The organism is Mesorhizobium sp. M4A.F.Ca.ET.022.05.2.1 (assembly GCF_003998845.1).
Lineage (GTDB): Bacteria > Pseudomonadota > Alphaproteobacteria > Rhizobiales > Rhizobiaceae > Mesorhizobium.
Genome location: NZ_RZOJ01000044.1, coordinates 1 through 26,595 on the forward strand (window position 1 = coordinate 1; position 26,595 = coordinate 26,595).

21 protein-coding genes and 3 pseudogenes are annotated in these 26,595 nt (G+C 58.3%); 22 read left to right on the plus strand and 2 right to left on the minus strand.

The window, feature by feature from the left end; translation table 11 throughout:
* Positions 1-121: 121 nt before the first annotated feature.
* The 12 genes and pseudogenes from EN745_RS07845 to EN745_RS07900 form a co-directional block, all read left to right on the plus strand.
* Positions 122-1,396: an ABC transporter permease gene (locus EN745_RS07845; protein WP_245487663.1), complete on the plus strand. Its 1,275-nt coding sequence runs from the start codon at positions 122-124 to the stop codon at positions 1,394-1,396.
* 5 nt (positions 1,397-1,401) lie between these two features.
* A complete protein-coding gene (locus EN745_RS07850) occupies positions 1,402-2,226 on the plus strand; it encodes an ABC transporter permease (protein ID WP_127420927.1) in 825 nt (274 codons plus the stop codon).
* 228 nt (positions 2,227-2,454) lie between these two features.
* Entirely contained in the window at positions 2,455-3,687 is a 1,233-nt protein-coding gene (locus EN745_RS07855) for a serine hydrolase (protein ID WP_127420928.1), read from the plus strand.
* Positions 3,688-3,885: 198 nt separating this feature from the next.
* Positions 3,886-6,381, plus strand: a complete 2,496-nt coding sequence (locus EN745_RS07860) for a CehA/McbA family metallohydrolase (RefSeq protein WP_127420929.1) — start codon at positions 3,886-3,888, stop codon at positions 6,379-6,381.
* A 58-nt stretch (positions 6,382-6,439) separates the two neighbouring features.
* Positions 6,440-7,033, plus strand: a complete 594-nt coding sequence (locus tag EN745_RS07865) for a HupE/UreJ family protein (RefSeq protein WP_127420930.1) — start codon at positions 6,440-6,442, stop codon at positions 7,031-7,033.
* Positions 7,034-7,565: 532 nt separating this feature from the next.
* Positions 7,566-8,537, plus strand: a complete 972-nt coding sequence (locus EN745_RS07870) for a proline racemase family protein (protein ID WP_127420931.1) — start codon at positions 7,566-7,568, stop codon at positions 8,535-8,537.
* 11 nt (positions 8,538-8,548) lie between these two features.
* A complete protein-coding gene (locus tag EN745_RS07875; protein ID WP_127420932.1) occupies positions 8,549-9,202 on the plus strand; it encodes an amino acid ABC transporter permease in 654 nt (217 codons plus the stop codon).
* Positions 9,199-10,047 carry an amino acid ABC transporter ATP-binding protein gene (locus EN745_RS07880; protein ID WP_127420933.1) on the plus strand — a complete coding sequence of 283 codons (849 nt, stop codon included), beginning with the start codon at positions 9,199-9,201 and terminating at the stop codon, positions 10,045-10,047. The genes EN745_RS07875 and EN745_RS07880 overlap by 4 nt, the downstream gene beginning before the upstream one ends.
* A 6-nt stretch (positions 10,048-10,053) precedes the next feature.
* On the plus strand, positions 10,054-10,953 hold the full coding sequence (locus EN745_RS07885; RefSeq protein ID WP_127420934.1) for a dihydrodipicolinate synthase family protein: 900 nt from the start codon (positions 10,054-10,056) through the stop codon (positions 10,951-10,953).
* 120 nt (positions 10,954-11,073) lie between these two features.
* Positions 11,074-12,507 (plus strand): NAD-dependent succinate-semialdehyde dehydrogenase, encoded by a 1,434-nt coding sequence (locus EN745_RS07890; RefSeq protein WP_127420935.1) that lies wholly within the window; start codon positions 11,074-11,076, stop codon positions 12,505-12,507.
* Between the two features lie 36 nt (positions 12,508-12,543).
* Positions 12,544-13,932 (plus strand): PLP-dependent aminotransferase family protein, encoded by a 1,389-nt coding sequence (locus tag EN745_RS07895; RefSeq protein ID WP_127420936.1) that lies wholly within the window; start codon positions 12,544-12,546, stop codon positions 13,930-13,932.
* A gap of 101 nt (positions 13,933-14,033) precedes the next feature.
* Positions 14,034-14,249 (plus strand): annotated as a pseudogene (locus tag EN745_RS07900) (DUF6429 family protein); the annotation flags it as partial.
* A 2-nt stretch (positions 14,250-14,251) separates the two neighbouring features.
* Here the strand turns inward: EN745_RS07900 and EN745_RS07905 are convergent.
* Positions 14,252-14,878, minus strand: a pseudogene (locus EN745_RS07905) (transposase); the annotation flags it as partial.
* 125 nt (positions 14,879-15,003) lie between these two features.
* Between EN745_RS07905 and EN745_RS07910 the strand changes: the two are divergent.
* The 5 genes from EN745_RS07910 (at position 15,004) to EN745_RS07935 (ending at position 20,665) form a co-directional block, all read left to right on the plus strand.
* The gene (locus tag EN745_RS07910; RefSeq protein ID WP_127420937.1) at positions 15,004-15,303 is read left to right on the plus strand and encodes a helix-turn-helix domain-containing protein; all 300 of its coding nucleotides are present in this window, start codon (positions 15,004-15,006) and stop codon (positions 15,301-15,303) included.
* 624 nt (positions 15,304-15,927) lie between these two features.
* A complete protein-coding gene (locus EN745_RS07920; RefSeq protein WP_127420939.1) occupies positions 15,928-16,185 on the plus strand; it encodes a hypothetical protein in 258 nt (85 codons plus the stop codon).
* A gap of 121 nt (positions 16,186-16,306) precedes the next feature.
* Positions 16,307-17,416 carry an ABC transporter substrate-binding protein gene (locus tag EN745_RS07925; RefSeq protein ID WP_127420940.1) on the plus strand — a complete coding sequence of 370 codons (1,110 nt, stop codon included), beginning with the start codon at positions 16,307-16,309 and terminating at the stop codon, positions 17,414-17,416.
* A 322-nt stretch (positions 17,417-17,738) separates the two neighbouring features.
* Positions 17,739-19,580: an ABC transporter permease subunit gene (locus EN745_RS07930; RefSeq protein ID WP_127420941.1), complete on the plus strand. Its 1,842-nt coding sequence runs from the start codon at positions 17,739-17,741 to the stop codon at positions 19,578-19,580.
* Positions 19,581-19,594: 14 nt separating this feature from the next.
* Complete coding sequence (locus EN745_RS07935; protein WP_127420942.1) at positions 19,595-20,665, plus strand: ABC transporter ATP-binding protein; 1,071 nt, start codon at positions 19,595-19,597, stop codon at positions 20,663-20,665.
* A 40-nt stretch (positions 20,666-20,705) separates the two neighbouring features.
* On the opposite strand, the gene EN745_RS07940 is transcribed toward EN745_RS07935, so the two are convergent.
* The gene (locus tag EN745_RS07940) at positions 20,706-21,047 is read right to left on the minus strand and encodes a hypothetical protein (RefSeq protein ID WP_189362990.1); all 342 of its coding nucleotides are present in this window, start codon (positions 21,045-21,047) and stop codon (positions 20,706-20,708) included.
* Here EN745_RS07940 and EN745_RS07945 point away from each other — a divergent pair.
* The 5 genes and pseudogenes from EN745_RS07945 to EN745_RS07980 all read left to right on the plus strand — a co-directional run.
* On the plus strand, positions 21,017-21,382 hold the full coding sequence (locus EN745_RS07945) for an amidase family protein (RefSeq protein WP_127420944.1): 366 nt from the start codon (positions 21,017-21,019) through the stop codon (positions 21,380-21,382). The two genes, EN745_RS07940 and EN745_RS07945, sit on opposite strands and share 31 nt — an antisense overlap.
* Positions 21,383-21,424: 42 nt before the next feature.
* Positions 21,425-22,594 (plus strand): Xaa-Pro peptidase family protein, encoded by a 1,170-nt coding sequence (locus EN745_RS07950; protein ID WP_127420945.1) that lies wholly within the window; start codon positions 21,425-21,427, stop codon positions 22,592-22,594.
* A 1,004-nt stretch (positions 22,595-23,598) separates the two neighbouring features.
* The gene (locus EN745_RS36005; protein WP_189362989.1) at positions 23,599-23,844 is read left to right on the plus strand and encodes a hypothetical protein; all 246 of its coding nucleotides are present in this window, start codon (positions 23,599-23,601) and stop codon (positions 23,842-23,844) included.
* Between the two features lie 276 nt (positions 23,845-24,120).
* Positions 24,121-25,656 (plus strand): carbamoyltransferase C-terminal domain-containing protein, encoded by a 1,536-nt coding sequence (locus EN745_RS07970; protein ID WP_127420946.1) that lies wholly within the window; start codon positions 24,121-24,123, stop codon positions 25,654-25,656.
* Between the two features lie 334 nt (positions 25,657-25,990).
* Positions 25,991-26,116, plus strand: a pseudogene (locus EN745_RS07980) (polyamine ABC transporter ATP-binding protein); the annotation flags it as partial.
* Positions 26,117-26,595: the final 479 nt, after the last annotated feature.

The window sequence follows — 26,595 nt, forward strand, 5'->3', positions numbered from 1 at the left end:
CCTTCTGGGGTGATAACGGCGATCAGTTGGAGCAGCGCTTTACCGCGTGGATTTCAAAGTAAGCTGGTAGGTCGGCGGCGAGGTTTTGGTTCACCTCGCCGCAACGACGAAGATCTGAAAGATGACAGAAGAGTCGATCACGACAATGGTCACAAATTCAGCCCTGCTCACTGTCAGTGGCGACGGCGTCCCGTTGCGGATCAAGTTGAAGCGTGTCGAGCGCCGACGCAAGCTGTGGGCTTTCGCCTTCGTCCTGCCGGTCCTCGTGTTCATTCTCATCTCGTTTGTTTTTCCGATCGGGCGCATGATGTTCGGCGCGATCCATGATGATACCTTGCAAGTACTGATGCCAAGGACGACGTCAGCGCTGAGCGTCTGGGACAGCAACGACCTACCCGACGAGCGTGTCTATGCCGCGCTCGCTGCAGACCTCAATCAGGCATGGGCGCAGAAGACGGCGGGCAAAATCGGCGAGCGTATGAACTACGAGCTGCCTAGCATTAGCAGCCAGGTAAGATCGAGCGCTCGAAAGGTGAGTTCGCTTTCCGCCGGCCCCTACAAGGCTGCAATGATTGAGATAAGTCCAATTTGGGGTAAGCACGAGGTCTGGAGTCTGCTGAAGCGCGGGAGTTCGTCCTATACGGCCTTTTACCTACTACGTTCCGTCGATTTCCAATATGACTCCGACAGCCGGATCGTCGCTTCGCCGCCTGAGAACGCAATCTTCCGTGACATCTTCCTGCGCACGCTTGGCATCAGCATCGGCGTGACCGCAGCGACTCTCCTCCTGGGCTTTCCACTCGCCTATCTACTTGCAATCCTGCCCGCCAGGATCAGCAACTTGCTCTTGATGGGCGTATTGACGTCGTTTTTTACCTCGGTTCTGGTGCGAACGATAGCTTGGGTCGTGCTTCTGCAGGATTACGGGGTAATTAACGAGATCGTGATGTCGCTGCATATATTATCGCACCCAGCGAAACTTATCTTTAACCGGTTCGGCACCGTCTTGGCCATGACCCAAATTCAGCTGCCATTCACGCTGCTGCCGATTTACAGTGTGATGAAGTCGATTTCGCCCAACCACATTCGGGCCGCCCGCTCGCTTGGCGCCGGCCCATTCTACGCCTTTTGGAAGGTCTACTTCCCGCAGACTCTGCCGGGGATCGCCGCTGGCTGTCTGCTGACCTTTATTCTGTGCTTGGGCTACTACATCACGCCGGCGCTCGTTGGGGGGCCTGGTGACATGATGGTCAGCAATTTCGTTGCCACTTACACCAACGAGCAGCTCAATTGGGGCATGGCATCGGCTCTTGGCGCCATCCTGCTCACCGCGACGCTGCTGCTTTACTTTGTCTTCAACAAGCTGGTCGGCGTCGACCGGGTCAGGATGGGATAAGACCCATGGCCGCTTCCACCTATGCCTCTCCGATTGAGAAGGGCTGGTACTATCTGCATCGACTGATCTGCGGAGCCGTGCTGCTGTTTCTGATCACACCGATCCTGGTGGTCATCCCACTCTCGTTCAATTCTGTTCCCTTCTTCACGTTTCCGATGCCTGGTCTGTCGCTGCGGTGGTATGAGGAGATCTTCATGACCGAGCGCTGGCAGGGAGGGCTGCGTAACTCACTCCTCGTCGGCCTGTCGGTCACCCTGCTGGCCACTGTTCTCGGCACGCTTGCCGCGCTCGGGCTTAGCCGCCCCAACTTTCCTTGGCGCACCGCCGTAATGAGCGTCCTGATCTCGCCCGTCATCGTCCCGATCGTAATCACAGCCGTGGGCACGTATTTCTTCTACGCTGATATCGGGCTGCTCAACACCTATACCGGGCTGATCCTGGCGCACACCACGCTAGCCACACCAGTCGTTGTCATTACCGTGACCGCAACCCTGGCGGGTTACGATCACTCCATGACCCGCGCAGCCGCCAGCCTCGGCGCGTCGCCAATCACCGTCTTCCTCAAGGTCACCCTGCCGCTCATACTTCCAGGCATGATTTCCGGTTCGCTCTTCGCGTTCCTCACCTCCTTCGACGAGGTGGTGGTCGCCCTGTTCCTCGCAGGCCCCGAACAGACCACGTTGCCCAAGGTCATGTTTTCCGGAATCCGCGAGCAGATCAGTCCCAGCATTGCTGCTGCCGCCACCGTGCTGATCCTGTTCGCGGTGACTGTGCTGATCACTGCGGAGCTGCTGCGACGGCGTTCGGAGCGCCTGCGCGGCATCCGCTGACGGGTCAATTTTGAGATACTCCCATAAGTCACGTGTAAAATAATGGCACTAGTCTCCGGGTAAAGCGCAGTTCAGACCTCCCAAAGTTGACCGGGAGGGGGCACGAGCGACCTCATCATTCGCTGCGTTACGGATCACATAAGCATGACAAGGAAAAGCTGAAGCGAGCTTATGAAAAGAACTTGAGATGGCCACACTTACCGGAAACGTCGAAGAGAAGAGATTGTGATGGGGATGGTCGAAATCAACGGACAGCACTATCTCGACGCCCGAGCGTCTGATCCGCGCGAGCTCGGCTGGATGCGCGGTGCGCCTCCACCAGCTGACAAACGCATCACGTTCGAGAGCGGCACTTTCCGTGATTTCCCACATATCCGCTGGTCGTTTTCGCACATGCGCGAACTCATGCCCACGGCAAACGTGTGGCGCGGGCTGGGCATGCCTTCGCAATTCGAACATAGCGACAAGTCCGCCGAGATTGACGCGCTCACTTTCGCCGACACGAACGGTCGCACCCGACGCTTCGATGACGCGCTGTTCGACACCTACACCGATGGCATAGTGGTGTTGCATCGCGGGAGGATAGTATACGAGCGCTACTTCGGCGCGCTTGAGCCGAACCTACCGCATGAGTGTCAGTCGTGCACGAAGTCGTACGCCGGTACGCTCACTGCAGTGCTCGTGCACGAAGGCGTGCTCGACGAGTCAAAGATGATCTCCTACTACCTGCCCGAATTACAGGGCACGGCGTGGGAGGATGCCACGCTCCGCCAGGTAATGGACATGCAAACTGGATTGGCCTTCAGGGAGAACTATGTCGACGAGCAGTCCGACCTCTGGACATATCGATGGGCCTTCGGACGGCTGCCGCGGCCGGCTGGCTACGACGGGCCACGGACCTCGTGCGATTACCTGCGCACTGTACACAAGCAAGGCTCGCACGGCGAGTTCGTCTACCAAAGCTTGAACACCCAGGTGATGGCTTGGGTCATAATGCGCGTGACCGGACGCTCGTTCGTACAACTGCTTCAGGATCTCCTATGGGGGCCGCTCGGCTGCGAGCAGGATGGCTACGTTGAGGTCGACCCGGCCGGCATGCCCACGGCTGAGGGCGGCCTGAGCGCGACCCTGCGGGACTTTGCGCGCTTTGGCGAAATGATGCGATGTGAAGGAGAGTGGCATGGAAAGCAGCTCATTCCCGCGTCCGTCGTGCGCGATGTGCGAGAAGGCACCCCCAACGCTAAGCTCGAATCAGGCTATTCCTATCGCAGCCAGTGGTGGGTGTCGCACGACGAGCTGGGCTCATTCGAAGCACGGGGTATCCACGGCCAGCGCCTGTATATCGCGCCAAAGGTCGAGATGGTGGTTGCACGCTTCGCGTCGCACCCTATTGCCGACGGCGCCGACGACCCAGTCACTAGGCCGCAGTTGCTGGCGTTAGGGCGAATGCTGCGTACATAGCCAGCACGACGAGCAGGGCAGATCACGTACATCACCTTGCGTAGCACGCACCAGCGTCACATGGCAGCCCAGGCTAAAGAGATGGACGACTATAGTACGATGGCTCACCGAGACGGCCCCGCTTCATCCGTTTTCCGGCCTGTCCCCCTTAATGGGACGGTCTCATTCGAGGAGCTAGCACGACATTCAGACGCGTCAGTGGAGCTGGCAAAGGCAGTCCCGTTCGCGCATTCCGGCTCGTGCGTGGCTTGGGGCATCCCGTTTGAAATAGGGAACCCGGTTTTTCTCAGGGACCAGGCGGTTACAGTACAGATTCCACCGACCACCGCTCGATGGTTCGTCTTCTTGCATGCATCTGATATTCGGCCGCTCGCCCCTGATCAGAATGGGCTTATTTCTCCGATGCGAGGAATCGGCCAACTCGGAGAACACGCGGGAAATTACGTCCTGATTTACGATGATGGATCTGAGGAAAGAGCGAAGATACGGCGGCGCCATGAAGTCGGTTCGTTTGATTTCCGGTGGGGCGAGCAATGCACCCAAGCGGTAACGGCCATAAAGCCTCGTCCGCTCTCGTTGAATGGGGTTAACGAGCCGAAGCCGATGGGCGACATCGCTGGTTACCGATACCCCGTCGAATGGGGGGCACGCCAGAAGCAACTGATTGTCGACGATTCGGTGCCCTGGATTAACTTCCTGTGGGCCTTCGAAAATTCGCATCCAGAGAAAGCGGTGGAGGCGCTCAGGTTCGAACCGGTCTGCGGCACTTTACTCATCTCTGGACTTTCCGCAGGCAACGCCCGCTCAATGCCGCTCCGCTGGGGAAAGCGCAGGAAAGCGTTCCTCAGGTTTCCAGCCGAACTGAGCTTCGATCCCGGTCTCGACCAGCACAGTCTTCTGGATAAGATCCAAGTTGATCTTGGCCAACTTATCACTGCTAGCCCGCGCCTCGATTATCCCACAGAGGATTGGGAAAAGACGCGTCAAAACCTGGAGCCAGGTACGACGCTAAATGAAGTCCTAGTTGAGTACACCGCTCACGAGGACGCTGCATTCCACTTCGTGGACGGCACCCGTATTGCTGTCCGCGAACTTGATCCCGGCACGGCTCAGAACGGCTTCGTCTTGCAAGCAGTGGCACCAGCCGATCGGCTCGTGATCCTTCGTGTGATCGAGGCGGGAACGAATAAGGTCGTCCCCGTCAAGCTTCACGTGCATGGTAGGATGGGGGAGTATCTTGCTCCCACAGACCGCACGCGCGTCCCGAATCCCGGATGGTTTGAGAATTACAGTCCAGATCTTTGCCATGGCCACCACCTATCTACCTATATTTCTGGGAAGACTTCTATCAATTTACCGCTAGGTGAAGTCTATTTAGAAATCACAAAAGGATTCGAAGTTAAGCCAATCCGGAAAATGATCATTGTCACGCCGGAAACGGAGCAAATCACTGTTGAGATCGAGAAGGTTCTTCACTGGCGCGAGGAGGGATGGGTCACCGCTGACACCCACGTTCATTTCCTTTCGCCGGCAACAGCCATGCTGGAAGGAGCAGCGGAGGGCGTGAACGTAGTCAATCTTCTTGCCAGCCAGTGGGGGGAGATGATGACTAATGTGGGCGACTTCGATGGTCACACAACTTTCGGAACGAAGGCGGCGGGAGGTGACGGCGAGTTTTTGGTTCGCGTCGGCACTGAAAACCGTCAGCATGTCCTCGGCCACATCTCGCTTCTAGGATACTCAGGCAACATGATCTCCCCGCTGTGCTCCGGCGGCCCTGATGAGTCAGCCCTCGGTGACCCAGTCGATGTGCTCCTCACTGAATGGGCGCGGAAATGTCGAAAGCAAGGCGGCCTCGTGGTGCTGCCGCACTTTCCCGATCCCCGACTTGAGAACGCCGCAACGATAGTTCTAGAGGAGGCGGACGCGGTCGAGTTGTGCTCTCGAGGCAGCTCTTACCGTGGCGTTGATCCTTACGCGCTCTCCGATTGGTATCGCTACCTTAACAATGGATATCTTATTCCGGCGGTGGCCGGAACAGACAAGATGTCCGCTCGATACGCAGTGGGGGCTGTCCGGACTTACGCAAAAATCCTAGATCATCGGGAATTCTCCTACGAGACCTGGATGAACGCTGTCCGCGCAGGTCATTCGTTCGTGACTTATGGTCCTCTGCTGGATTTCCACGTGGATGGAAGGCCGATGGGCAGCCGCATGACCATGCCTTCATCAGGTGGAACGGTGGATGTGAGCTGGAAAGTTGCAAGCGTAACAGTTCCCATGACCACGATCCAGCTTGTCGTCAATGGTGAGGTTAGAGAGAGTCGCACAATCAGGCCGGACCAGGACACGGGGAGTTGGTCAGTGCGTATCACCAAGAGTTCCTGGTTCGCGTTGCTAGTCCGCGCGAAATACGATGACAAGCCGGAGATGATTGCCGCGCATTCGTCGCCAGTTATGATCGATGTGGAGGGTTCTCAGTTCTTCGCGGCTGCCGACGCGCTCACAATCTTGGAACAGATCGAGGGGGCGATAGCCTACATCGACACGATCGGAACCCGCGCCGAGGCGAAACGGTACAAGGAGATGCGGCTTTTGCTCCAGTCGGCGCATCGGCGCCTGCACAACCGGATGCATCAAATGGGACTTGATCACAGCCATACCGTGGCCGCGCACCATTCAGAGCATGATTAATACTATAATCTCGACAATCGCCCAGGTTTTTGAAAGAGCGACCCCCGTGGATAATCCGATGACCAGAAGCAAATTCACCGGAATAGCCTTTGCGATAATCATGCTTGGCGCTGCATGCGGTCCGGCCTCGTCGCATACGGGGGTCGGCTCGGCGGGTTCGTTTGCGGCCGGCCTCACGCACCCGCTTTTCGGACTTGACCACGTCATCGTGATGGTCGCGGTTGGCCTGTGGGCCGCGCTGAAGGGCGGACGCGCTTTGTGGGCTTGGCCGGTGGCGTTTCTCAGCTTAATGCTTACGGGCGGCGCGCAGGGGATCGCAGGTGTCCCGGTTCCCCCTGTCGAACCTGTTATCTTCGCTTCGATTGTTGCGCTCGGCTTGCTGATCGCTGCTGCGGTAGACCTGCCGGTGGCCGCAGGGGCGATCATCATCGGCTTCTTTGCGTTCTTCCATGGCCACGCGCACGGCACCGAGATCCCGGAGAACGCAGGCGGCCTCGAATATATCACCGGCTTCGTCCTTGCCACGGCACTACTGCACGCCGCAGGTATCGGCTTTGGTCTGTTGTCGGGTCAGCGCCTTCGTGGCTTTGTGCGATTGGCGGGAGCGAGGATTGCTGCGGCCGGCCTCGGCCTGATGGCGGCGCACTCCTAGCGAATGACGTACTCCCGGGTTGTGCCGCTGAGCTTACAGGCCGTTCAAAGGGACGCGCGTCGTCCAATTGCAAGAGGGAGTGACTGTCTCCAGCGGGGCCCCAAGGTAACTGTTGGCCGTAGTGCGCCGTAGGTCGCTGCGGGCTACTGTCGTTCTTAAGCGCGTAGGCTGCCCCACATAGCTTTAGGGCCGCTGAGCCCGCATACCGCATGAATCATGCGGAGAATCCCTATGAGCGACAGTGTGAATGATCATCGAACCCCGGCGCCGGCGGCGCGCCCCTACGATTGTGATCGTGTGCGATAAAGGTAGGGAGAGCGCAAGTTAAATCTTGCGCTGTCTCGCAACAATGATATAGTTCAATTAACAATGACATAAATCAATAGCAAAAACAGACTTCAATGACCCGTTGGATAAGTGCGGTCGTCGCTGCCGCGATTGGTGGCGCCACGCTAGTCGGAACGGCCTCCTTGCCGGATCGAGCGCGGCAGTGACATGAAGGTAGTTCCCCAGTCTGGAAAGTGAGCCGCCCATGCGCACGAGCCGTCTCTTCTCCGTCATCGACAGCCATACCACAGGGCATCCGACTCGCACGGTCATCTCGGGCATCCCTCCGTTGCGCGGACAGAGTGTGCTCACCCAGCGGGACGATTTCCGCGCGGTCCATGATGGATTGAGGGGGTTGCTGCTTCACGAACCTCGTGGGCATGCCGCCATGGTGGCAGCGGTGCCCGTGCCCTCCCGCGAGGCAGATCAAGGGTTGTTCTTCATCTCCTCCTACGTCTACCTCGACATGTGCGGCCATGCCACGATCGGCTACATCGCCAGCTTGGCCGCCACGGGCGCACTGCCGCAGGGCTTTGAACAAAACGGCGTGTCCATCGAGACCCCGGCGGGTATCATCCACGTGGCCGGCGCCTTCGAAGCCCGCCAGCTGACCTCAGTGGTGCTACGCAACGTGCCATCCTATCTCGCCTGCGCCGATGTAGCGGTCGAGGTCGAGGACCTCGGCACGGTGACCTGCGACATCGCCTATGGCGGCATCATGTATGCTCTGGTCGATGCGAGCCAGGTTGATATTCCCTTCGATATCGACCACGCCAGCCGCTGGTGCCACGCAGGGATGGCCATCAAGGAGGCGCTGAACGCTGTAAGCGGTCACCTGCAGGTCGGCAGCGTGCTATTTCATCGCGCTATCAAGGGCGGCGCCCGCCATCTGGTGATTTTAGCAGGCAACAAGTTCGACCGTTCGCCCTGCGGCACCGGTACCTCCGCACGGTTAGCCCAGCTTCACGCTCGTGGGGAGTTGACGATTGGCGCCCCTTACCGGGCCGAAAACATCCTTGGGGTGCCCTTCACAGCCAAGGTCGCGGAGGTGGCTCAAGGCAAGGACGGCCAATCCGCCGTTATCCCAGAGGTGCGCGGCATGGCCCATATCAGCGCATTTTCCACCCTGGTGCTGGAAGCGGACGATCCGCTGCCAGCCGGCTTTCTTCCCAGCTGACGGAGCGTGTTGTGAAATTCGATCTTTCCGTCGTCGTCGCGAATTGGGACATCCTTGCCTGCGGCCTGCTCATCACTCTGAAATACACGATCTATACCTGCGCCATCGGCCTCGCGATCGGGTTCTTGATGGCACAGCTCCAGCTCAGTCCTTGGCGACTGTTACGCTGGACCGGTCGAATCTGGGTGGAGTTCTTCCGCAATATCCCGCTGCTAATATTGCTCATGTGGATCTATCATGCCCTGCCAATCCTCTTTCAGATCCAGATCGGCAAGGAAACAGCGGGCATCCTCGGTCTCGGGTTCTATGCCAGTGGCTTCTATGCCGAGATCCTGCGCGCCGGTGTCCAGTCCATCGACCGTGGCCAGACTGACGCTGCCGTTGCGCTGGGCATGGGGTACGTCCAGCGCATGAAGCGGATCATCCTGCCGCAGGCACTGCGCCGCATGGTGCCGCCGCTGGTGGGTCAAACCATCATGCAGCTCAAGAACACCACGCTCCTCTCGGTGCTGACAATCCCCGATCTGCTTTATCAGGCGGGCTACATAGCCAGTTTCACCTACCGGCCAATGGAGGTCTACACCGCCATCGGAGCCATCTTCATCGCCATCCTGTTTCCCCTCAGCGCTCTTTCGCGCCGGTTCGAGCGCAAGGAGGTCGCGTGACGACTGCAAAATCGACCGAAGTCGTTCTGAGTGTACGCGGCATCGAGAAGTCCTTCGGGACGCACCATGTCCTACGCGGCGTCGATCTTGACGTCCATCGCGGGAAGGTGGTTTGCTTGATCGGCTCCAGCGGCTCGGGCAAGACCTCGCTGCTGCGTTGCATGAACCTGTTGATGGAGCCCGACCAGGGCGAGATCGTCATCCACGGCGCGTCTCTTTTCCGCCGCACCGACTCCGAGCGGCTTAGGCTTTCCAGCAGGCAGGTGAGCGCCGTGCGCCTCAAGACCGGCCTGGTATTCCAGAACTTCAACCTGTTCCCGCACCGCACCGCGCTGGGAAACATCATCGAAGCCCCCCTGGTGGTGAAGAAAGTGCCACGTGCCGAAGCCGAGGCACTGGCTCATGAGCTCCTTACTCGCATGGGACTTTCCGACGCCGGACATAAATACCCGTCACAGTTGTCGGGTGGCCAGCAGCAGCGCATCGCCATCGCCCGGGCGCTCGCTATGCAGCCCACCATCATGCTGTTCGACGAGCCTACTTCGGCGCTGGACCCGGAACTGGTAAGCGACGTGCTTGCCGCCATCCGCCAGCTCGCCGCCGATGGCATGACCATGGTTATCGTTACCCACGAGATCGGCTTCGCCTATGAGTTGGCCGATCGGGTGGTGTTCATCGACCAGGGCGTCGTGGCCGCCAGCGGCGCTCCGCGTGAACTCCTGCTGTCGGGCGCAAACGCGAGACTCGCGGCCTTCGTCGGCCGCTTCACGGAACAAGCCCGCCTTCTCGGTCCGCTCGCTGTCCCGGCGGAGGCACCTCCAACCACATCTCCCAACAAAGGATAGTAGACCATGGCCGATGTAAACTGGGGCGGTATCTTCCCCGTTCTCGTCACTCCCTTTGGAGCCGATAGCTCCATTAATGAGATCCGATACAAGGCGCTCATCGACGACGCCATTGCCAATGGCGCGCAGGGCGTCGTCGCGGCTGGCAGCACCGGAGAATTCTATGCTCTCACCAAGGCCGAGCGTGCACGCCTCTACAAGTTGACGGTTGATCATGTGGCCGCGCGGGTACCCGTCCTGGCAGGCGTCGCCGACTTGCGTGTCGGGGATGTGCTGGAAGCGTGTCAGTCGGCCGTGACGGCGGGTTGCGCGGGCGGCATGATCCTGCCACCCATCTACGCCATGCCGAGCCCGCGTGAGATCGTGGCCTTCTTCGAGTACATCTCCCGGAACACGTCGTTGCCGCTGATGCTCTATAACAGCCCGCGCCGCGCAGGCATCGACATCACTCCGGCTCTGGTGGAGCAACTCTCCGCCCTGCCAACCGTGGTCGCCATCAAAGACAGCTCCGGCGTCATTACGCAGGTGAGTGAACTGGTGCAGCGCGTGGGTGACAAACTCCGCGTCTTCGTCGGCTACGAAACCATGATCGTGCCCGCCCGCGCCGTTGGCGCTCACGGGGTCGTCGCCATGGCGCACCAGATTGCGGGGCCGTTGATCCGTGACTACTGGGACAAGGCGTTTACTGGCGATAAGGCACTGCAGGACCTCGGCCGCGACGTCTTCGCCTTCTACCGTTGTTTCCAGGCCGGGGCCTATTACGCGGCCATCAAAGAGACCATGAGCCAGCTTGGCCACGACGCCGGCGGCCCGCGCCTGCCGCTGCTGCCGCTGGCAGACGAACAGAAAGCCGCCATCGCCAAGATCATCGCCGACGCAGGCCTCGCCCGTTGGGCCAACGCCTAAGGCGATCCACACAGAAGTTCTACCGGGTCGTTCCAGCGATACCTTCGGCCCGGACCTGTTCCCATCGCGTTTGCGCCTTGCTGGCGTCTGAGCGCACCTTCCAAGTCCAAGGAAAAAAATATGTACACGAAACTGGCACTTCTCATCGACGGCGAATGGATCGAGGAAACCAATGCCGGGAGTGAAATCGTTCTCAATCCTGCCACAGAACAGCCCCTCGGCACGCTACCCCACGCCGGCACGGCAGAGCTTGACCGCGCACTCGCGGCGGCAAGCCGGGCCTTCGAGGCCTGGAAGCGCACCTCGCCCTACGAGCGTGCCCAGATCCTGCGCCGCGCCGCTGACCTGATGCGGGAGCGTCTGGACCACATTGCTACGGTGCTGACGTTGGAGGAAGGTAAGACCCTGGCGGAGGCGAAAGGTGAAATCACCGCCGCGGCAGAGTTCTTTGACTGGTTCGCAGAAGAGGGGCGGCGTAGCTATGGCCGTGTTATCCCGGCACGTTTGCCCGATATGCGCCAGACAGTCACACAGGAACCGGTTGGCCCTGTGGCGTGCTTTACGCCATGGAACTTCCCGGCCGTGACGCCCGCGCGCAAGATCGCCCCCGCGCTTGCTGCTGGATGCACCTGCATCATCAAACCCGCTGAAGAAACACCTGGCACGACGCTCGAAATTGCGCGGGCGCTCACTGATGCAGGCTTGCCCAATGGTGTGCTGAATGTTGTCTTCGGGGTGCCGGCCGAGCTCTCCGAGTATCTCATTCGCTCACCGATCATCCGGAAGATCTCCTTTACCGGATCCACTTCGGTCGGACGTCATCTCGCGCGGTTGGCAGGAGAGACCCTGACCCTCGCCACAATGGAACTGGGTGGCCATGCTCCCGTCATCGTCGCCAGAGATGCCGACGTTCAGCGCGCGGCAGAACTCTCCATGGCGATCAAGCTGCGCAACGCCGGTCAGGTTTGCACGTCGCCGACACGCTTCTTCGTCGAATGCCCGATTTACGATGAATACCTCGAACATGCTCGGGCATTCGTCGACAAGCAGGTAGTTGGCGATGGCTTGCAAGCGGGCACGACGATTGGTCCGGTTGCCAACACCCGCCGCGTTGCGGCGATGGACGACCTCATTAGCGACGCTCTTGCCCACCAAGCGCGGCTTATCACTGGTGGCGAGCGCATCAAAGCTCCTGGCCTGATGTATATGCCGACGATCCTGGCGGACGCTCCTGATCAGGTAAGAGCCATGACAGAGGAGCCGTTTGGCCCACTTGCGTTGGTTCAACCTGTTGATGATATAGAACAGGGCCTCGCGCGAGCGAATGCATTGCCCTATGGTTTGGCCGGGTATGCCTTTACGCGCTCCGCTGCAACTGCCAACCGCATAGCGGAGCAGTTGGCGGTGGGCGTGATTGGCATCAACCAGATGGTGGTGACAATCCCAGAAACCCCTTTCGGCGGGATAGGCGATAGCGGCTGGGGCCGCGAAGGCGGCCTTGAGGGTCTGGAATCCTACACGGTAAGAAAATATGTCGGCCATCTTCATCTCTAGCAGGGGATGAGACCAAGAAGAAAAGGAGCGCGGGGCATGAGCTTGGACGGGACATTTGCGGGCTGGCGGCCACGGCAGCTCGCCTCCGAGGGACCGCGCTACCTTGCTCTGGTCAATGCTCTGGAGCAGGACATCGCCGACGGCCGGTTGTCGGATGGCGACCGCCTGCCGCCGCACCGTGACCTAGCGCGAGAGCTTAGTCTTTCCGTCGGCACTGTGAGCAAAGCCTATCAGGCGGCCGAACAGCGCGGTATCGTCAGCGGCCATGTCGGGCAGGGCACCTTCGTCCGTCGCCGTTCCGCCGCCCGCGCAGAGGCGGCGACAGGACATGAACCAGTCAATTTAGCGCTGAACGTGCCCGCCGAGGGGAACGAAACGCAGATCCTGTCCGCGTTGTTTGGCGAGGTGGTGCGCGAGCGTGATCTTGCGCCGTTGCTGCGCTACCACCCCCACGGCGGCATCTGGAAGCACCGCGAAATCGTAGCAGCCTCGCTGTCTGACAAAAGCTTTGCCGTCGAGCCGGCACGGCTGTTCCTGTGCAACGGCGCCCAGCACGCCATCGACATCGCGCTGCGCCTGGTGGCGAAGCCAGGCGACAGCATCTTGGTGGATGCCTTCACGTATTCCGGCTTTAAGGCAATCGCTGCAGCCAGCCATTTCACCTTGGTGCCTGTGGAGATGGATGAGGAGGGAATGGATCCAGAGGCGCTGAAACAAGCCTGCCGTCGTTCCGGTGCGCGGGTGCTCTATTGCATGCCAACGCTCCAGAGCCCAACAGCACGCACCATGAGCCTGACCCGGCGCCGGCGTATCGCCGAAGTGGCTGAGGAGCTCGATCTCACCGTCATCGAGGATGACGTCTACGGCTTTTTCTTCACTGAGCGTCCCGTGCCGATCGCCTCATTGGCACCGGGGCACACCTTCTACGTCACGTCCTACTCCAAATGCATCGCGCCAGGCTTCCGACTCGGAACACTGACGGTTCCGACGGCCTACATTGCTCAAGCCGAGCTGCTCCTGCACGCCTCGGCCTGGTTTGTGGCTCCCATGCTAGGCGAGGCGGTGGTGCGGATGATTGAAAACGGTAAGCTGGAAGAACTTCTGCGTGAGCGGCGCCGGCAGGCGCTGGAGCGTTACCGCGTGTTCATGGACGTCTTCCCCAAAGCGCCAAGACTTCAGTTCCCAGCCTTCTTCGGGTGGTTGCCATTGCCGCAAGAGTGGTCCGCAGATCAATTTGCCGCCGCTGCACGAGGTCGCGGCATACTTGTAACGCCACCCATCGCCTCTGCGGTGGGTGAGGGTGACCCCGGCGCAATCCGCATCTGCCTTGGCGCGCCGAAGGATCTTATAGAACTCTCAGATGTGCTTCAGATTCTATGCGATATCATGGGTCTCCACCCAGCAAGCGTCGCCTCCGTCGCATAGCAGGACGCTGTGTTTGCGGCCAAGTCTGTCAATTGGACTTGAATCGCATCATCCGAGCAGGACCGCGAGATCTTGGAGCTTCGCGCGTGGTAATATCGTTCATGGAGATCGATGAGGACAAGATCGACGACGCAGTTTTGGCGCTGTTATGGCTGACGCTAACGAGCGTAGCGCTTGGAAGGGTTTCGACCGGGCGACGACGGATCGGCTTCACGAGAAGGCTGATCGGCGGCCAAGTCAACAAGTCGAAGTCATTGATCCTTATCGATGAAGGGCTGGAGCGTTCGGAAGCGTTGTTCCGGAAGCTGTTTACGCGGCCGTTGAGACGGCAGGTCGTGATGAGAGTGAGCATGACGGCGGCACGATTGGGCCGCGCTGGAACCGGCGAAGGTCCAGTTGCGCCTTCCCAGAGCAATGCCACGCAGCGCTCTTTCGGCCGCGTTGTTGCTGAGGCAGATCCTGCCGTGGTCGATGCAGAGGGCGAAGTCGGCCCAGCGCCTGAGCATGTAGTTGATCGGCTTCAGGACCTCGGAAGAGCGCGAGAGGGTATCGCGCTCGCGGAGCAACCAGGCGTACATGTCGTCGAGAAGTGGTTTGCTTCTCCTGCCGCACGGCATACCGCTCGTCCGCGCTGCGGCCGTTGATGGCGCGCCTGATCTCGAACAGCGCGCCGAGGCGCCTGACTGCCTCCAGCGCGATCGGGGAGATCGGTTGCCCTCCTTGCCATCCGGGGCCTTTTTCGCGATGTCGGCCAATTCGAGGTCGAACAACGGCTCGAAGACACTGTAACAGTCGCACTGAAGGATGCGCCGAATCCGGCCAGATGCTTCTGGGGATGCTCGCCTCGCCGGTCGCTCGAGGCGTAATAGATCGCCGCCGGCGGCGCAGGCCCGGCAAACGGACGGTCGTCGCGCGTAAAGGTCCATATGCGCGCGGTCGCGCACTTGCCTGCGGGTTGCGGAAAAGTCCGGACAGGATTTCCGGTAATCTCCGGACAGGGTTGGAGTGCACCCCCCAGACTGAGACAAGGAAGATCGCGGACAGTTTCCCTGCAAGAGAGGAAACTGGGGCATGGCCGGACGGCAAAGAGTTATTGATGAGGACCAAAAGCTGGAGCTTCTCCAGCGCATGGAGGCGAGCGAAAACGTCAGCAAGTTGGCAGACGAGGTTGGCATCAGTCGCCAACGACTTTATGACTGGCGTGATCACCTCAGGCTTCGTGGTAATCTGAAGTCACGTCGGCGCGGCCGGCCGGCCAGATCGAGAGCAGTAACTGCACAGAGCGCAGTCGTCCTATTACAATCCATTCAGCGTTCACTGGACGTGCTTTGCCTCTGGTCCATGCACCGACATTGTGTTTGGCCCATGTAGCTCCTCGGCCCGAAAGCATAGTACCTGCAGCCAGTTCGAACCGGAGTGCAGACATAACGCCAATTCACTCGTCATCCGGATTGGTCTGGCAGATGGAAGGGAACCGGATCTCGGAAGCGGCGCAGTACGCTTTCAGAAGTCTCTGCGACGTTGTTGGCATAGCCTGCATGCGGGAGACTGATGCCCCAAGCTACGGAACCAACAGAAAAGACCGCCCGACCTGCTGGACTCTCGATAAACGTCATGTCTGCCCGAACAGGCTTTCTTGGCGCATCGTTCCAGACCCTGCTGAAGAAGTCGCTCCCCTCGGAGGCGGAAAAACGGTGGCCAAACTATGATCTTGCGTTGAGTCGCAAAAATGATATGGTGCATTCAACAAATGACATAATCCAATGTCAGGGGACCAGACTATGTTGCGTCACCCACGCCCGATCCAGCCTGCCCCGCCCTTTCCGGAAGCGGAGCATCGTGAGCGACTTGCTCGCGCTCGGCAGGCTTTCGCCGAGGCCAAGCTCGACGCCCTTGTCTGCGTGACCCCGGAACATCTCAATCACTTAGCCGGATTTGAGGGCCACACCCGATTTCACGCTCCAAGCTCTTGTCTTCGGCGCTATTGAGGATCCGATGCTCATCTTCCGCGACACGGACTTGGTGAACGCGCGAGAGTTCTCTAGGGCCAATGACCTGCGCGTCTATCACCATGGCGTCCAAGACCCCATCTGGCTTATTGCCGAGCGGTTCCAGGCCGATACGACCTTTCTGATTCACACGCATATGCGGTCTGCAGACGGTTACGGCATCCTTATCGGCGGTACCTACGTACTGACCGAAAGTGGGTTGGAATGCTCGGGCGGCAGGGACCTAGAGCTGGCTGTGATCTAGGGGAACCAGCCGTGGTAGATGGCAGACGCTAAGCCTCGATACGCGCACGGAAACGCTCGCGCCGTCGCGACATTGAAAGCATAAATTGCGGGCAATCTTAACAAGAACAGGGAGCAAGACGATGAAATCCACAACCGCGAAGTTTGCGCTTGGTGCGGCGCTTCTGCTGGCAGCGTTGCAAACCGCGCAATCCCAGGACATTCCCGACAACCTCAAGGGCACAGGAGAACTTGTGACCACAACTGGCGGCGGAGGTGCATTTGATGATGCCCGAATGAAGGCATGGTTCGCGCCATTTACGCGCGATACCGGCATCAAAGTAGTGGTGGTTCCTACAACAAATGCGAAGCTCATGGCCTCGGTAAAGGTTGGACAGCCTGAAGCTGACCTGACCTTTGTCAGCGGAGGTGAAGTTCCGAGTTGGATCGACAAAGGGTTTGTCGACAAGATCGATTACAGCTACTTTTCGCAGGAAACGCTGGCAGGCATCCCCAAACAGGCGAGAAGTGAATATTCCTTTCGCTCTAATACTTACTCTGTCGTTCCTACATATAGCACCAAAAAATATCCGCAAGGTAGTAAGCATCCTGAAAACTGGGTCGACATTTACGACGTGGCGAAGTTCCCGGGGAAGCGGGCCCTTCCGAATTGTGGTAATACCCTTTACGGCGGTTTGCTCGAAGGAGCGCTCTTGGGTGACGGCGTTCCGCCGGAAAAACTTTATCCACTCGACTTTGATCGAGCCTTTGCCAAGCTAAAGCAAATTGCCCCCCACGTCGGGCGCTGGTGGGGATGGGACGAGGGTGGTTTGGCTCCGCAGAGTCTTATCGACGGCGAAGCCGATATGGGATCGGCGTGGAATGGTCGAATTGTCAACTTGCAGAAGCAAGGCGCACCGGTGGCTTTGTCGTGGGATCAATCCCTTCTGCAATATGACGATTGGGTAATCGTGAAGGGCTCGCCCAACCAAGTAAACGCGGCCAAGTTCCTTGCCTATATTGCTCGTCCAGAAGCGCAAGCGGCCTTTGCAGAAGCAATTCCTTACGGTGTTGTAAACAAAGACGCGTACAAACTGCTTCCGAAGGAACTGGCCGAGAACTTGCCGGGGGCCCCTGGAATCGCGGAGAAACAGATTACCCAAGACTACGCGTGGTGGTCAACGGCCAGGCCCGATGGCCATACTAATCTGGATTACGCGATCGAACGTTGCCAGGCAGTTTTGGCGCAGTGATCCGCCTGCCAATGCGGGAAGCATTGCACGCAACGGCATTCTGGGAGGCAGTGTTTGTCGGGCGAATCCCATAGGATCAGTCCAATCTGGCCACCCGCTGCTGTTAGATGAGAAATTCCAAGTGACTGTTCGATGGAGACATAGGCCAGCCACTTGGGACAATTGACGATTGGCGACACTTTGGCAGAGACCTGAGCGCCCAAAGCGGCTTGGCCCTTGGCGCATAACGCAGGCATCGATTCCGGCGGACGTCCGTACAGTCGGTCGCCGTTGAAGGGAGTTAAAGTCGGTCGTGAGGGACGTAGGGAAGGAGCAAAATAACATGACCACTCTCCTGGCAAAAGAAAACGCCGCGGAGGCGGCAGTCGCAAATGTGCCTAGGAGCCAATATCACCTGAACGCGCTACTAGCACACCGAGGGATCCGCGGTGCTATCATTGCCGCGCCAATCGTCGTGCTCCTAGTTGGATTCCTCGTCATACCGCTATCGATTATTCTTTGGGGTAGCGTCGAAGGTGACAAACTGACCTTCTCGCACTATACACGCATATTCTTTGACGAGACAAACCTCAGCGTCATGCTTCAGACCCTGAAGGTTGGGTTGATCGTCACGCTTCTGTCGCTGGCAACCTCGTACCCCGTCGCTTACCTGCTGACACAGATTAGGTCGCGCGCCTTGTCGCTCGTGACCGTGTTCATTCTCCTTCCGCTGTTCACGGCCTTTCTCATCCGGACGTACGCCTGGATGATCATCCTCGGTCGCCAAGGGCCTATAAATAACACGCTGATCTGGCTCGGTCTCATCAGCGAGCCTTTGCCGCTCCTCAACACAACATTTGCAGTTGTAATTGGGATGGTGCACGTGTTGATGCCGATCGCGATCTTTACAATGTACTCCTCGATGGTGCGGATCGACCACAATTTTGCGCGCGCCGCTCAAATTCTGGGCGCCAAACCGGTCCAGGCCTTCCTGAGGGTGTATTTCCCCATGTCGCTTCCCGGCGTCTTTTCTGCCGGGATTCTGATCTTTATCATTGCGATCGGCTTCTACATAACCCCGGCCCTTCTCGGTGGGCCACACGACGCCATGATATCGCAGCTGATCGTCACGCAAATGACGACGCTGTTGAATTTCGAGCTGAGCTTTGCGTCGTCAATCGTGCTCCTTCTTGTCACGATGGGGATTCTCTTCTTCGCAAGCCTGTTCATTCCGCTCGAAATGATTTGGTCTTCCCCTACCGTCGAAATCACAAGCCGAAAGCCCCACGCGAACTCTCGTTCTTTCGGGGACTTGAAACAGGCTGTACAACCAATTCTAAGCACAGCAGAGGCCATGATCCATTTGGTAACTAAGCCACTTCTGACACGTAACGCCCGCTGGCTTTGGGCCTACACGATCGTCATTCTTGTGTTTCTAACAGCGCCGCTGATCGTCGTTTTCCTGCTTTCGTTCAGTTCGTCCCTTTTCGTCGTATTTCCTCCCCCAGGCTTTTCGCTCCAATGGTGGGCGAAACTGGCACATGCTTGGGATTGGCACGAATCGTTTCTATTCTCCGTCAAGCTCGGGTTCTTCTCTGCATTCTTTGCCACGATCATTGGCACCATGGGCGCCTTCTGGCTGGTGCGCACAACGCTACCGATCAAAAGAGCATTGTTCTTGTTCTCTCTGTCGCCTCTCATGGTACCTGTCATCGTTATCGCGACTGCTCTCTACATCTTTGAGGCACGCATTCACTTGCTTGGCAGCTTCGCCGGGCTAGTGATCGGTCATGTCCTCCTGTCGGTACCCTACGTTGTTGTCGTCATGGCCGCGGCATTGCGTGGTTTTGACCAGTCACTCGAAAAAGCCGCGGCCATCCATGGCGCCCGTCCGTTGCAGGTCCTCCGCCTTGTGACATTGCCGCTCCTCAAGCCGGCGCTGCTGACGGCGGGTTTGCTCGCATTCCTAACTTCGTTCGACGAACTCCTAATCACAATGTTCATGATCGGGCGGCAGACGCTGACGCTACCTTTCAAGTTTTGGAACGATATAAGATACGAACTCAACCCGCTGCTCAGTGCGGCCTCGACGTTTATCGTGCTGCTCGTTGCGGCAGCAATCTTGACGGCACAGTGGATCAAGGTGCGGCACGACAGGCGTACCTCTGCTGGCACAGGCAAATGAAAGGGAGGCAAACAATGTCCACCAGTCTCGAAATGAAGAAAATCCAGAAGTGGTACGGCGGGCTCCACGTGGTGCGCGACTTCGATCTCTACGTTGAGCCGGGCGAATTCGTGACCTTCCTTGGCCCGTCAGGTTCCGGAAAGACCACCGCGCTGAAAATGATCGCGGGCTTCGAGCCGCCGAGTGGCGGCGACATGTTGCTCGGCAGTCGCTCGATTGTGGACGTGCCACCTTATGAGCGTGGCATCGGCATGGTGTTCCAAAACTACGCGCTCTTTCCGCATATGACGGTGGTTGAGAACGTCGCCTTCCCTCTCAGAGTTCGCAGTGTTGCGCGGGCCGAGACCGAGCAGAAAGTCTTGCGCGCTTTGGAATTGGTCAAGATGGTGGAGTATCGCAACCGATATCCCAACCAACTCTCCGGCGGACAACAGCAGCGCATCGCCCTTGCCCGTGCCATCGTCTTCGACCCAAGCCTTCTGCTCATGGACGAACCGCTCGGTGCTCTCGACCGCAATTTGCGCGAGCACATGAAAATCGAGATCATGCGTATCCAAAAAGAGTTGAATATCACGGTCATCTTCGTCACCCACGACCAAGACGAAGCGCTGGTTATGTCTGATCGGATTGCCGTGATTAACGAAGGCAGACTCGTTCAGGTAGCGGACAGCAAGAGCCTGTATTATAATCCACAGGACCGCTTTGTCGCGTCTTTCGTCGGCGAATCTAACCTTTTGCCCTGCCGCATCGGTCAAATCGAGAACGGAGCCGGCACCGTGACCATTGGCGGGCGAGCTTCTGGCGTGGCTCGTTTAAACGGGCAATCCGGTGGCGAGTCTGGCTGGCTCTTTGTGCGGCCGGAGCATGTTAATATCAGCCCGCGCGGAGCCACAACCGGTGTCCCGAATGTCCTCGATGGCGTTGTTGAAGACTCGCTTTTTCTGGGTGAGTTGACCCGCTACGTGGTTCGCTGCGGAGAAGAAAGCATAACAGTCAAGCAACAGAATCGGGGGCAAGCCCAATTTGCCAGCGGAACCCCCGTCATCGTTTCTTGGAATACGGGCAACTCTATTGTGTTAAATTGACGGGCCAGCCAAAAACCGGAGAGTCCGTTGAGAATCCCCTTCATGGAATCGACACGATGTAAACATGTAGAGACTTGCTGGCAGATCGAGCGCGCAGTTGCTTTGTCTGGGCTGGCCAGTCTGGGTCTTCGGCAACGCTGGTTCCATTCTCGAGGGGCGGCAGACAGTAGACAAGGGAGAAAGTCATTGCCATCGCGAGCGCCTTGTCCGTGACCGGCGTGGCTTCGGTGGTGGTTGCTTCGGCGAGACCGGCTTCGCGGGCGACCCGCTCACGATTTATCTCGAAGGCGGAATACATGAACACGAAAGGGCCGAACGCCACGGCAGGAGCACAGGACAAACAGCTGACGCGTGCGTTGCTGGATCGAATACCAACCATCATACAACGCATTCGTCACACTGAACCCGTATGCGCTTGATGTCGCCAAGGCAATCAATAATCGCCTCGGGTTTGGGGAGAAGCTAGGATCGTTAGCGGGCGTTCCGATCGTGATCAAAGAGCCAATTGACATAGCTGGGGAATTGACCTCATCCCATGCCACATATGCGCCGGTCGTTGCTCGGTTGAGAGCGGCGGGTGCCATTTTACTCGGCAAAACAAACATGCCGACCTTAGGGGAGTCGGGCACCGACGCGAATACAAGCTGGGGCGGTCCGACTTACAACGCCGTAAATCGGGCTTACGATATGGTCCGTGAAAGTAACAAGTTGAAGTAGTTGCAATTATCCCGATCCAAAGACCACTAAGGAGAAGAACCGGTGATTACCCCCGAATTTGCGGCTTTCCCAGAAGCCGAACACAGAGCTAGAATTGCTATGGCTCGCGAGGAACTTGCGTCAGCCGGCTACGATGGCTGTATCGTTGTTGCGCCAGAAAGCCTCTTTTACCTAGTAGGCTATGATTCTATTAGCGCAAATATCAGCCCGCAAGCTCTCGTATTTAGCGTTCACGACGCGCGCGACCCGACGTTGTTGGTGCGCAACGTGGATCTTCCTTTGGTGAAGGAGACTTCCTGGCTCACGGATGTCCGGACTTACCAGCTCTTCGTAGACGATGTGTCCGCACAGGTGGGGGGGATCGCGCACGATCATGGAATCGCGAATGGTTGCTTGGGGCTTGAGATGCAGTCACCTGCCGTTACCGGGAGCTATGCGCGCGCCCTAGAACGAGCAATGAGGGGGGCTCGATTCGATGACGTGAGTCACATTCTCAACCGAATTCAACTCATAAAGTCGCCAGCGGAAATTCACTACATGCGTGAAGCTGCCCGTTATGCAAACCTCGGCCTCGAAGCCGCCCGCAGGACCTTACGACCAGGGATTAGCGAGTTCGTCCTTTGTGCAGCAGTAGAAAAGGCTGCCCGAGAAGCTGGCAGTGATTATCCAGCTCTTCCGACGGAATGTGGAAGCGGAACACGATCAGCCGGCGGCCACGCAACCGCGATGCCGAAGATTATCGGCACGGGTGAACTCGTTCACCTAGAGTTCGCCGGTGTTGCCCGGCGATACCACAGCGTGTCGATGATAACCATGGCAACGGGCGACCCCGGCATCAGCGCGCGCAGACTATATGATGTTGGGCGAGAGTCCCTGTTAGCGGGGCTGGAAAAATGCCACCCTGGCGCGCGAGTTGCTGACATCGATATTGCCTCCCGGAAGTCGTTTGAGCGGGCCGGCCTCGATGAGGCCGCGCAGATGCGCTTCGGTGTCGGCATAGGCATCGCCTACCCCCCGATTTGGTTAAGTTCACTTCAAATCGATCGGTTCTCGAGCGGTACGTTAGAGCCCGGTATGACCTTCTACGTACATTCATGGCTATCACTCCCCCAAGAAGGGCTTGGGGTGATGCTGGGCGGAACCTACTTAGTTACCGAAACCTGTGTCGAAGCGCTCTCTGGAGCGGGGCCGGTCGACCTTTTCACCGTATAGATGTGTAACGGGCGGTGCCCAACCAGCCAAGTTTGAAAGGCCGCTGGTCGTCCCTCACATTGATGGTGTCGCGGAGTCAGGAATGGCCTGCTCCATAGCATCGGGAGAGACGACCATGAAACAGTATGCTGGCATCGACTTATCATTGGAATCGATTTGATTGGATTATGATTCCAGTTGTCAAGCCAAACCCTGCCGTCTCATCTCGCGAGCCACACCCGCCATGACCGACGATGCATACTGCCGCCCTCGTTCCAGCTGTTGGAGGTAGATGCGGGGAGGGCAGAATGTCGGCCGTGGCGTGCGTCTCGAGTGGCGTGATCATCTCAGGGTTCATGGTAATCTGAGGTCACGTCGGCGCGGCCGGCCCGCCAGATCGACAGCAGGAACTGAGGGGGCCACGCCGCTGCAGAGCGCAGTCGACGTGCGGGCATGGGCGACTGTGGTCTCCGCGCCGGCAAACCGGCCATACCCCACCAGACGACGCGCGATGGCGCCACTCTTCCGCTCCAAATGCGCTTGGTCATTCTTTCGGAGGCGCGAGAGCCCGTCACTTCCAGTTCCTCACTTCGGCACCAGGAGACCAGGAGACGACGCACTCGTTTCATTAAGGCGCTGTCCTTGTCGAAATCTACGCCCAGCAGGCGGAAGGGAAAAAACGAGCTGGCTTGCTTGATCGCCACGACCACATTCGCTGTCGCGCGTGCGGACTGGAACGCAGTAAGCGGTGCGCCAAGGCACCTTGCAATAGGCCGACCAACATGGAGTTTTCGGGCCATGACATTGGAACATGCAAGGGGCGATCTGGCCGCCGAGTTAAGTGGCGCCGCGGTGGCCGAAGATTCTTGGAACGGTGCCCGGGCGCGTGCGGCAACGAAGGCTTTGGAGTTGCACTGAGAAGCGCGCGTTGGTCGATCTGGCGAGCGCGACGGGGTCGTCGATGAACGGAGGTCGCGGAAGCGTTCGGCGTAGCTCCGTGACAGCTCTATGCCTGGCGCAAGCAGATGGCCGGCGGCGAGCTCGATGCCGATCAGGCGATGGCGACCTTCGCGCGCATCGACGTGAGCGATCTTCCCGGTGTCGAACGCCCCGTCGCCGATTGCCCGGCCCCGGCCGTCAGGATCGTCGTGGCTTTTGCGAGCGGCACGCGGTTTAGAATTGACTGCAGCCGTCGCCGGATCAGCGACGACCTGCCGCTGGTCGGGGGCACCAATGTTGCGGAGCGAAGCCGCACGGGCGCTCGCCTCTAACCTGCAGCGCATGGCAGCCGAGACCTTCGCCCCTCCGGGCTCCAGAGACGCCGCGATTGTTAAATAGGACTGAAAACAAACAGCAATATAAATTGATTTCCACAAGATTTCTTCATAAACATTTAAAAAACTTCTCACCTATACCTATTGAATGATGGCGGGTTCGCGCGCAAATTAAACTCGGAGTCGCTATCTGCATCTTGATCGCACTTGGTCACACGGCATTATCGATATAAAATCCGTGAAGTAAGTGGTATCTTGTACAGGAGTACAAAAATGCGAATAATGTCGTTCAAGCCAGGCCATGACGGAGCAATCACAGCACTGGATGCATCAGCGGCCGAGCTGATTTATTCCTACGAGGCTGAGAAGGATAGCTTTGCCAGATATTCGACCATTAACCCGATGACTGTCCTAGAGGCTGCTGGGCGCCTGGATGCCATTCCGGATGTGTTTGCTGTCGGTGGGTGGGACACAGGCTTCAACCACGATCCGGTAGGATACTACGGCATAGCTCACGGATCGGATGTTGTCGGCGAGAGGACGGTCTTCGGCCGCAAGGTGCATTTCTATTCCTCGACGCACGAGCGCTCCCATCTCTGGGGCTGCTACGGCATGTCGCCATTCCCCGCCGGGATGCCCTGTTACGGGCTGATCTGGGAAGGATGGTGCGGCGATTTTTATCATATCGATGAATACCTGCAGGTCATGCATTTGGGTAGAGTAATGGCGAATCCTGGCCACAAATATGCTTTCCTTTATGCGCTCGCCGATCCGCGCGCAGGACCAACGCGGTTGGTAGACGCCGGCAAGCTGATGGCGCTTTGCGCCTATGGGCAGACCGGATCGCCAGACAGGGACGAGCAGGCGCTAATCGATTTCCTGCTTCCAAGCGATCTGTATCCCCTTAGCAAGGAGGATTTGCGAGAATCGCCCTATTACAACATTGGCGTAACGCATCAGAAGTTCACCAACCTCGCACGGCGTTTTTCGGACGCCATCTTCGATTCGTTCCACACTTTCGCGAAGAAGCACCTGACAAAGGGCTACCCGCTGCTGATTTCCGGTGGATGCGGATTAAATTGTGAGTGGAACCGCAGATGGCTCGAAACAAATCTTTTTTCCGATGTCTTCGTTCCTCCATGCGCAAACGATACGGGCTCGGCAATCGGGACCGCAGTCGACGCAATGCGGCATTTCACAGGCAATGCAAAAATCAAATGGAACGTCTATTCAGGCCAGCCCTTCACATTCGACGAAATTGACCGCACCGGGCTCGAGGTCCACCCACTCGACTATGGTCAGGTAGCTTCGGTGTTGCTCGATGACAAGATAATCGGCTGGGTACAGGGCAATTGCGAAATCGGGCCACGAGCGCTCGGCAACCGGTCAATTCTCGCGGCGCCTTTTTCGAAGGCAACCCATGAGCGGCTGAACCGCATCAAAAACCGGGAGAGTTTCCGTCCCATCGCGCCCGTTTGCCTGGAAGAGGACGTCGCGCTCCACTTCGACTTGGCACGCCCGTCGCCGCACATGCTTCTCTTCCAGAAGGTTCTCGATAGCCGATTGAAGGCAGTCACGCATGCTGACGGCACAGCGCGGGCCCAGACAGTTTCGCGGAAGCAGAATCCGCGACTTTATCAATTGCTTACCTCTTTCAAGGCGAAAAGCGGAGTCGGCGTTCTTTGCAATACATCGCTGAACTTCAATGGCACCGGCTTCATTAATCGCGCAAGCGATTTGCTGACCTATGCACGGGCCGCTGATCTGGACGGATTCGTTATCAACGATGCCTTTTATGCCCTCAAGTAGGCCGCCGACTGCCAATCAGTATCATCAAGAGTGAGCGCGGCAACCGCGCCGGCGCGCAAGGCCAGCTCGGCCCGCGCCATCAACCCGCTAGTCCCGAAGCGCCATTGCCGCGATCCGAGCGCAGGCATCGAGAGCATGTCGCTCAATATAAACAGATGACGATCTCCCCGGTGCGCGCTGCAAAACGCATTTGCGCCAGCCGGACAGACCTCCTGCAGAAATTGGCGTGAGAGCAGCTTTTGGCTTTCCACCGTCGAGGCGGCGAGTCCTCTCTCATTTCGTGAGGTAAGCCGCGAACACAACAATCTGCTCGTGCTCCGTGCGCTCAATCGCGATCGCCGGCTTCCAGGATCCGAGCTCGGGCGACGTGCTCCTCGAAGACCGCTCGCTGCTCTCGGTGCCGTCGCACAAGCGCAACATCGGCATGGTCTTCCAGCGCTACACGCTGTTCCCGCATCTAGCGTCGCAGAGCACAGGTGCCGAATCCGAGGTTGGCATGCAAATTGTGCGATTGGCCATCTGAACGATCTTGTGTGGCCGTTGACCTGGTCCCGGCGTATCTGTTGGGAACACGACCATCCGGGTCGCAATTGTTCGGTCCGAGCCCCCATCTTCCTTTCACCCGCTGCTTCAGCTGCAATGGAATTTCGACACATAGAACATTATTGTGGGCGCTGGCAGCGTCTCGGAGCATTGCGAAGGTCGTCGTGAGCTGGCGAAAAACTTTTGGGCCCGCCATCCATCCAACGGCAAAACAGTAACCGCGAGGCTCCGCTTGCAGCTACTGGGACTTGGCCATATAGCGTCCTGCTATGCGACGGAGGCGACGCTTGCTGGGTGGCGACCCATGATATCGCATAGAATCTGAAGCACATCTGAGAGTTCTATAAGATCCTTCGGCGCGCCAAGGCAGATGCGGATTGCGCCGGGGTCACCCTC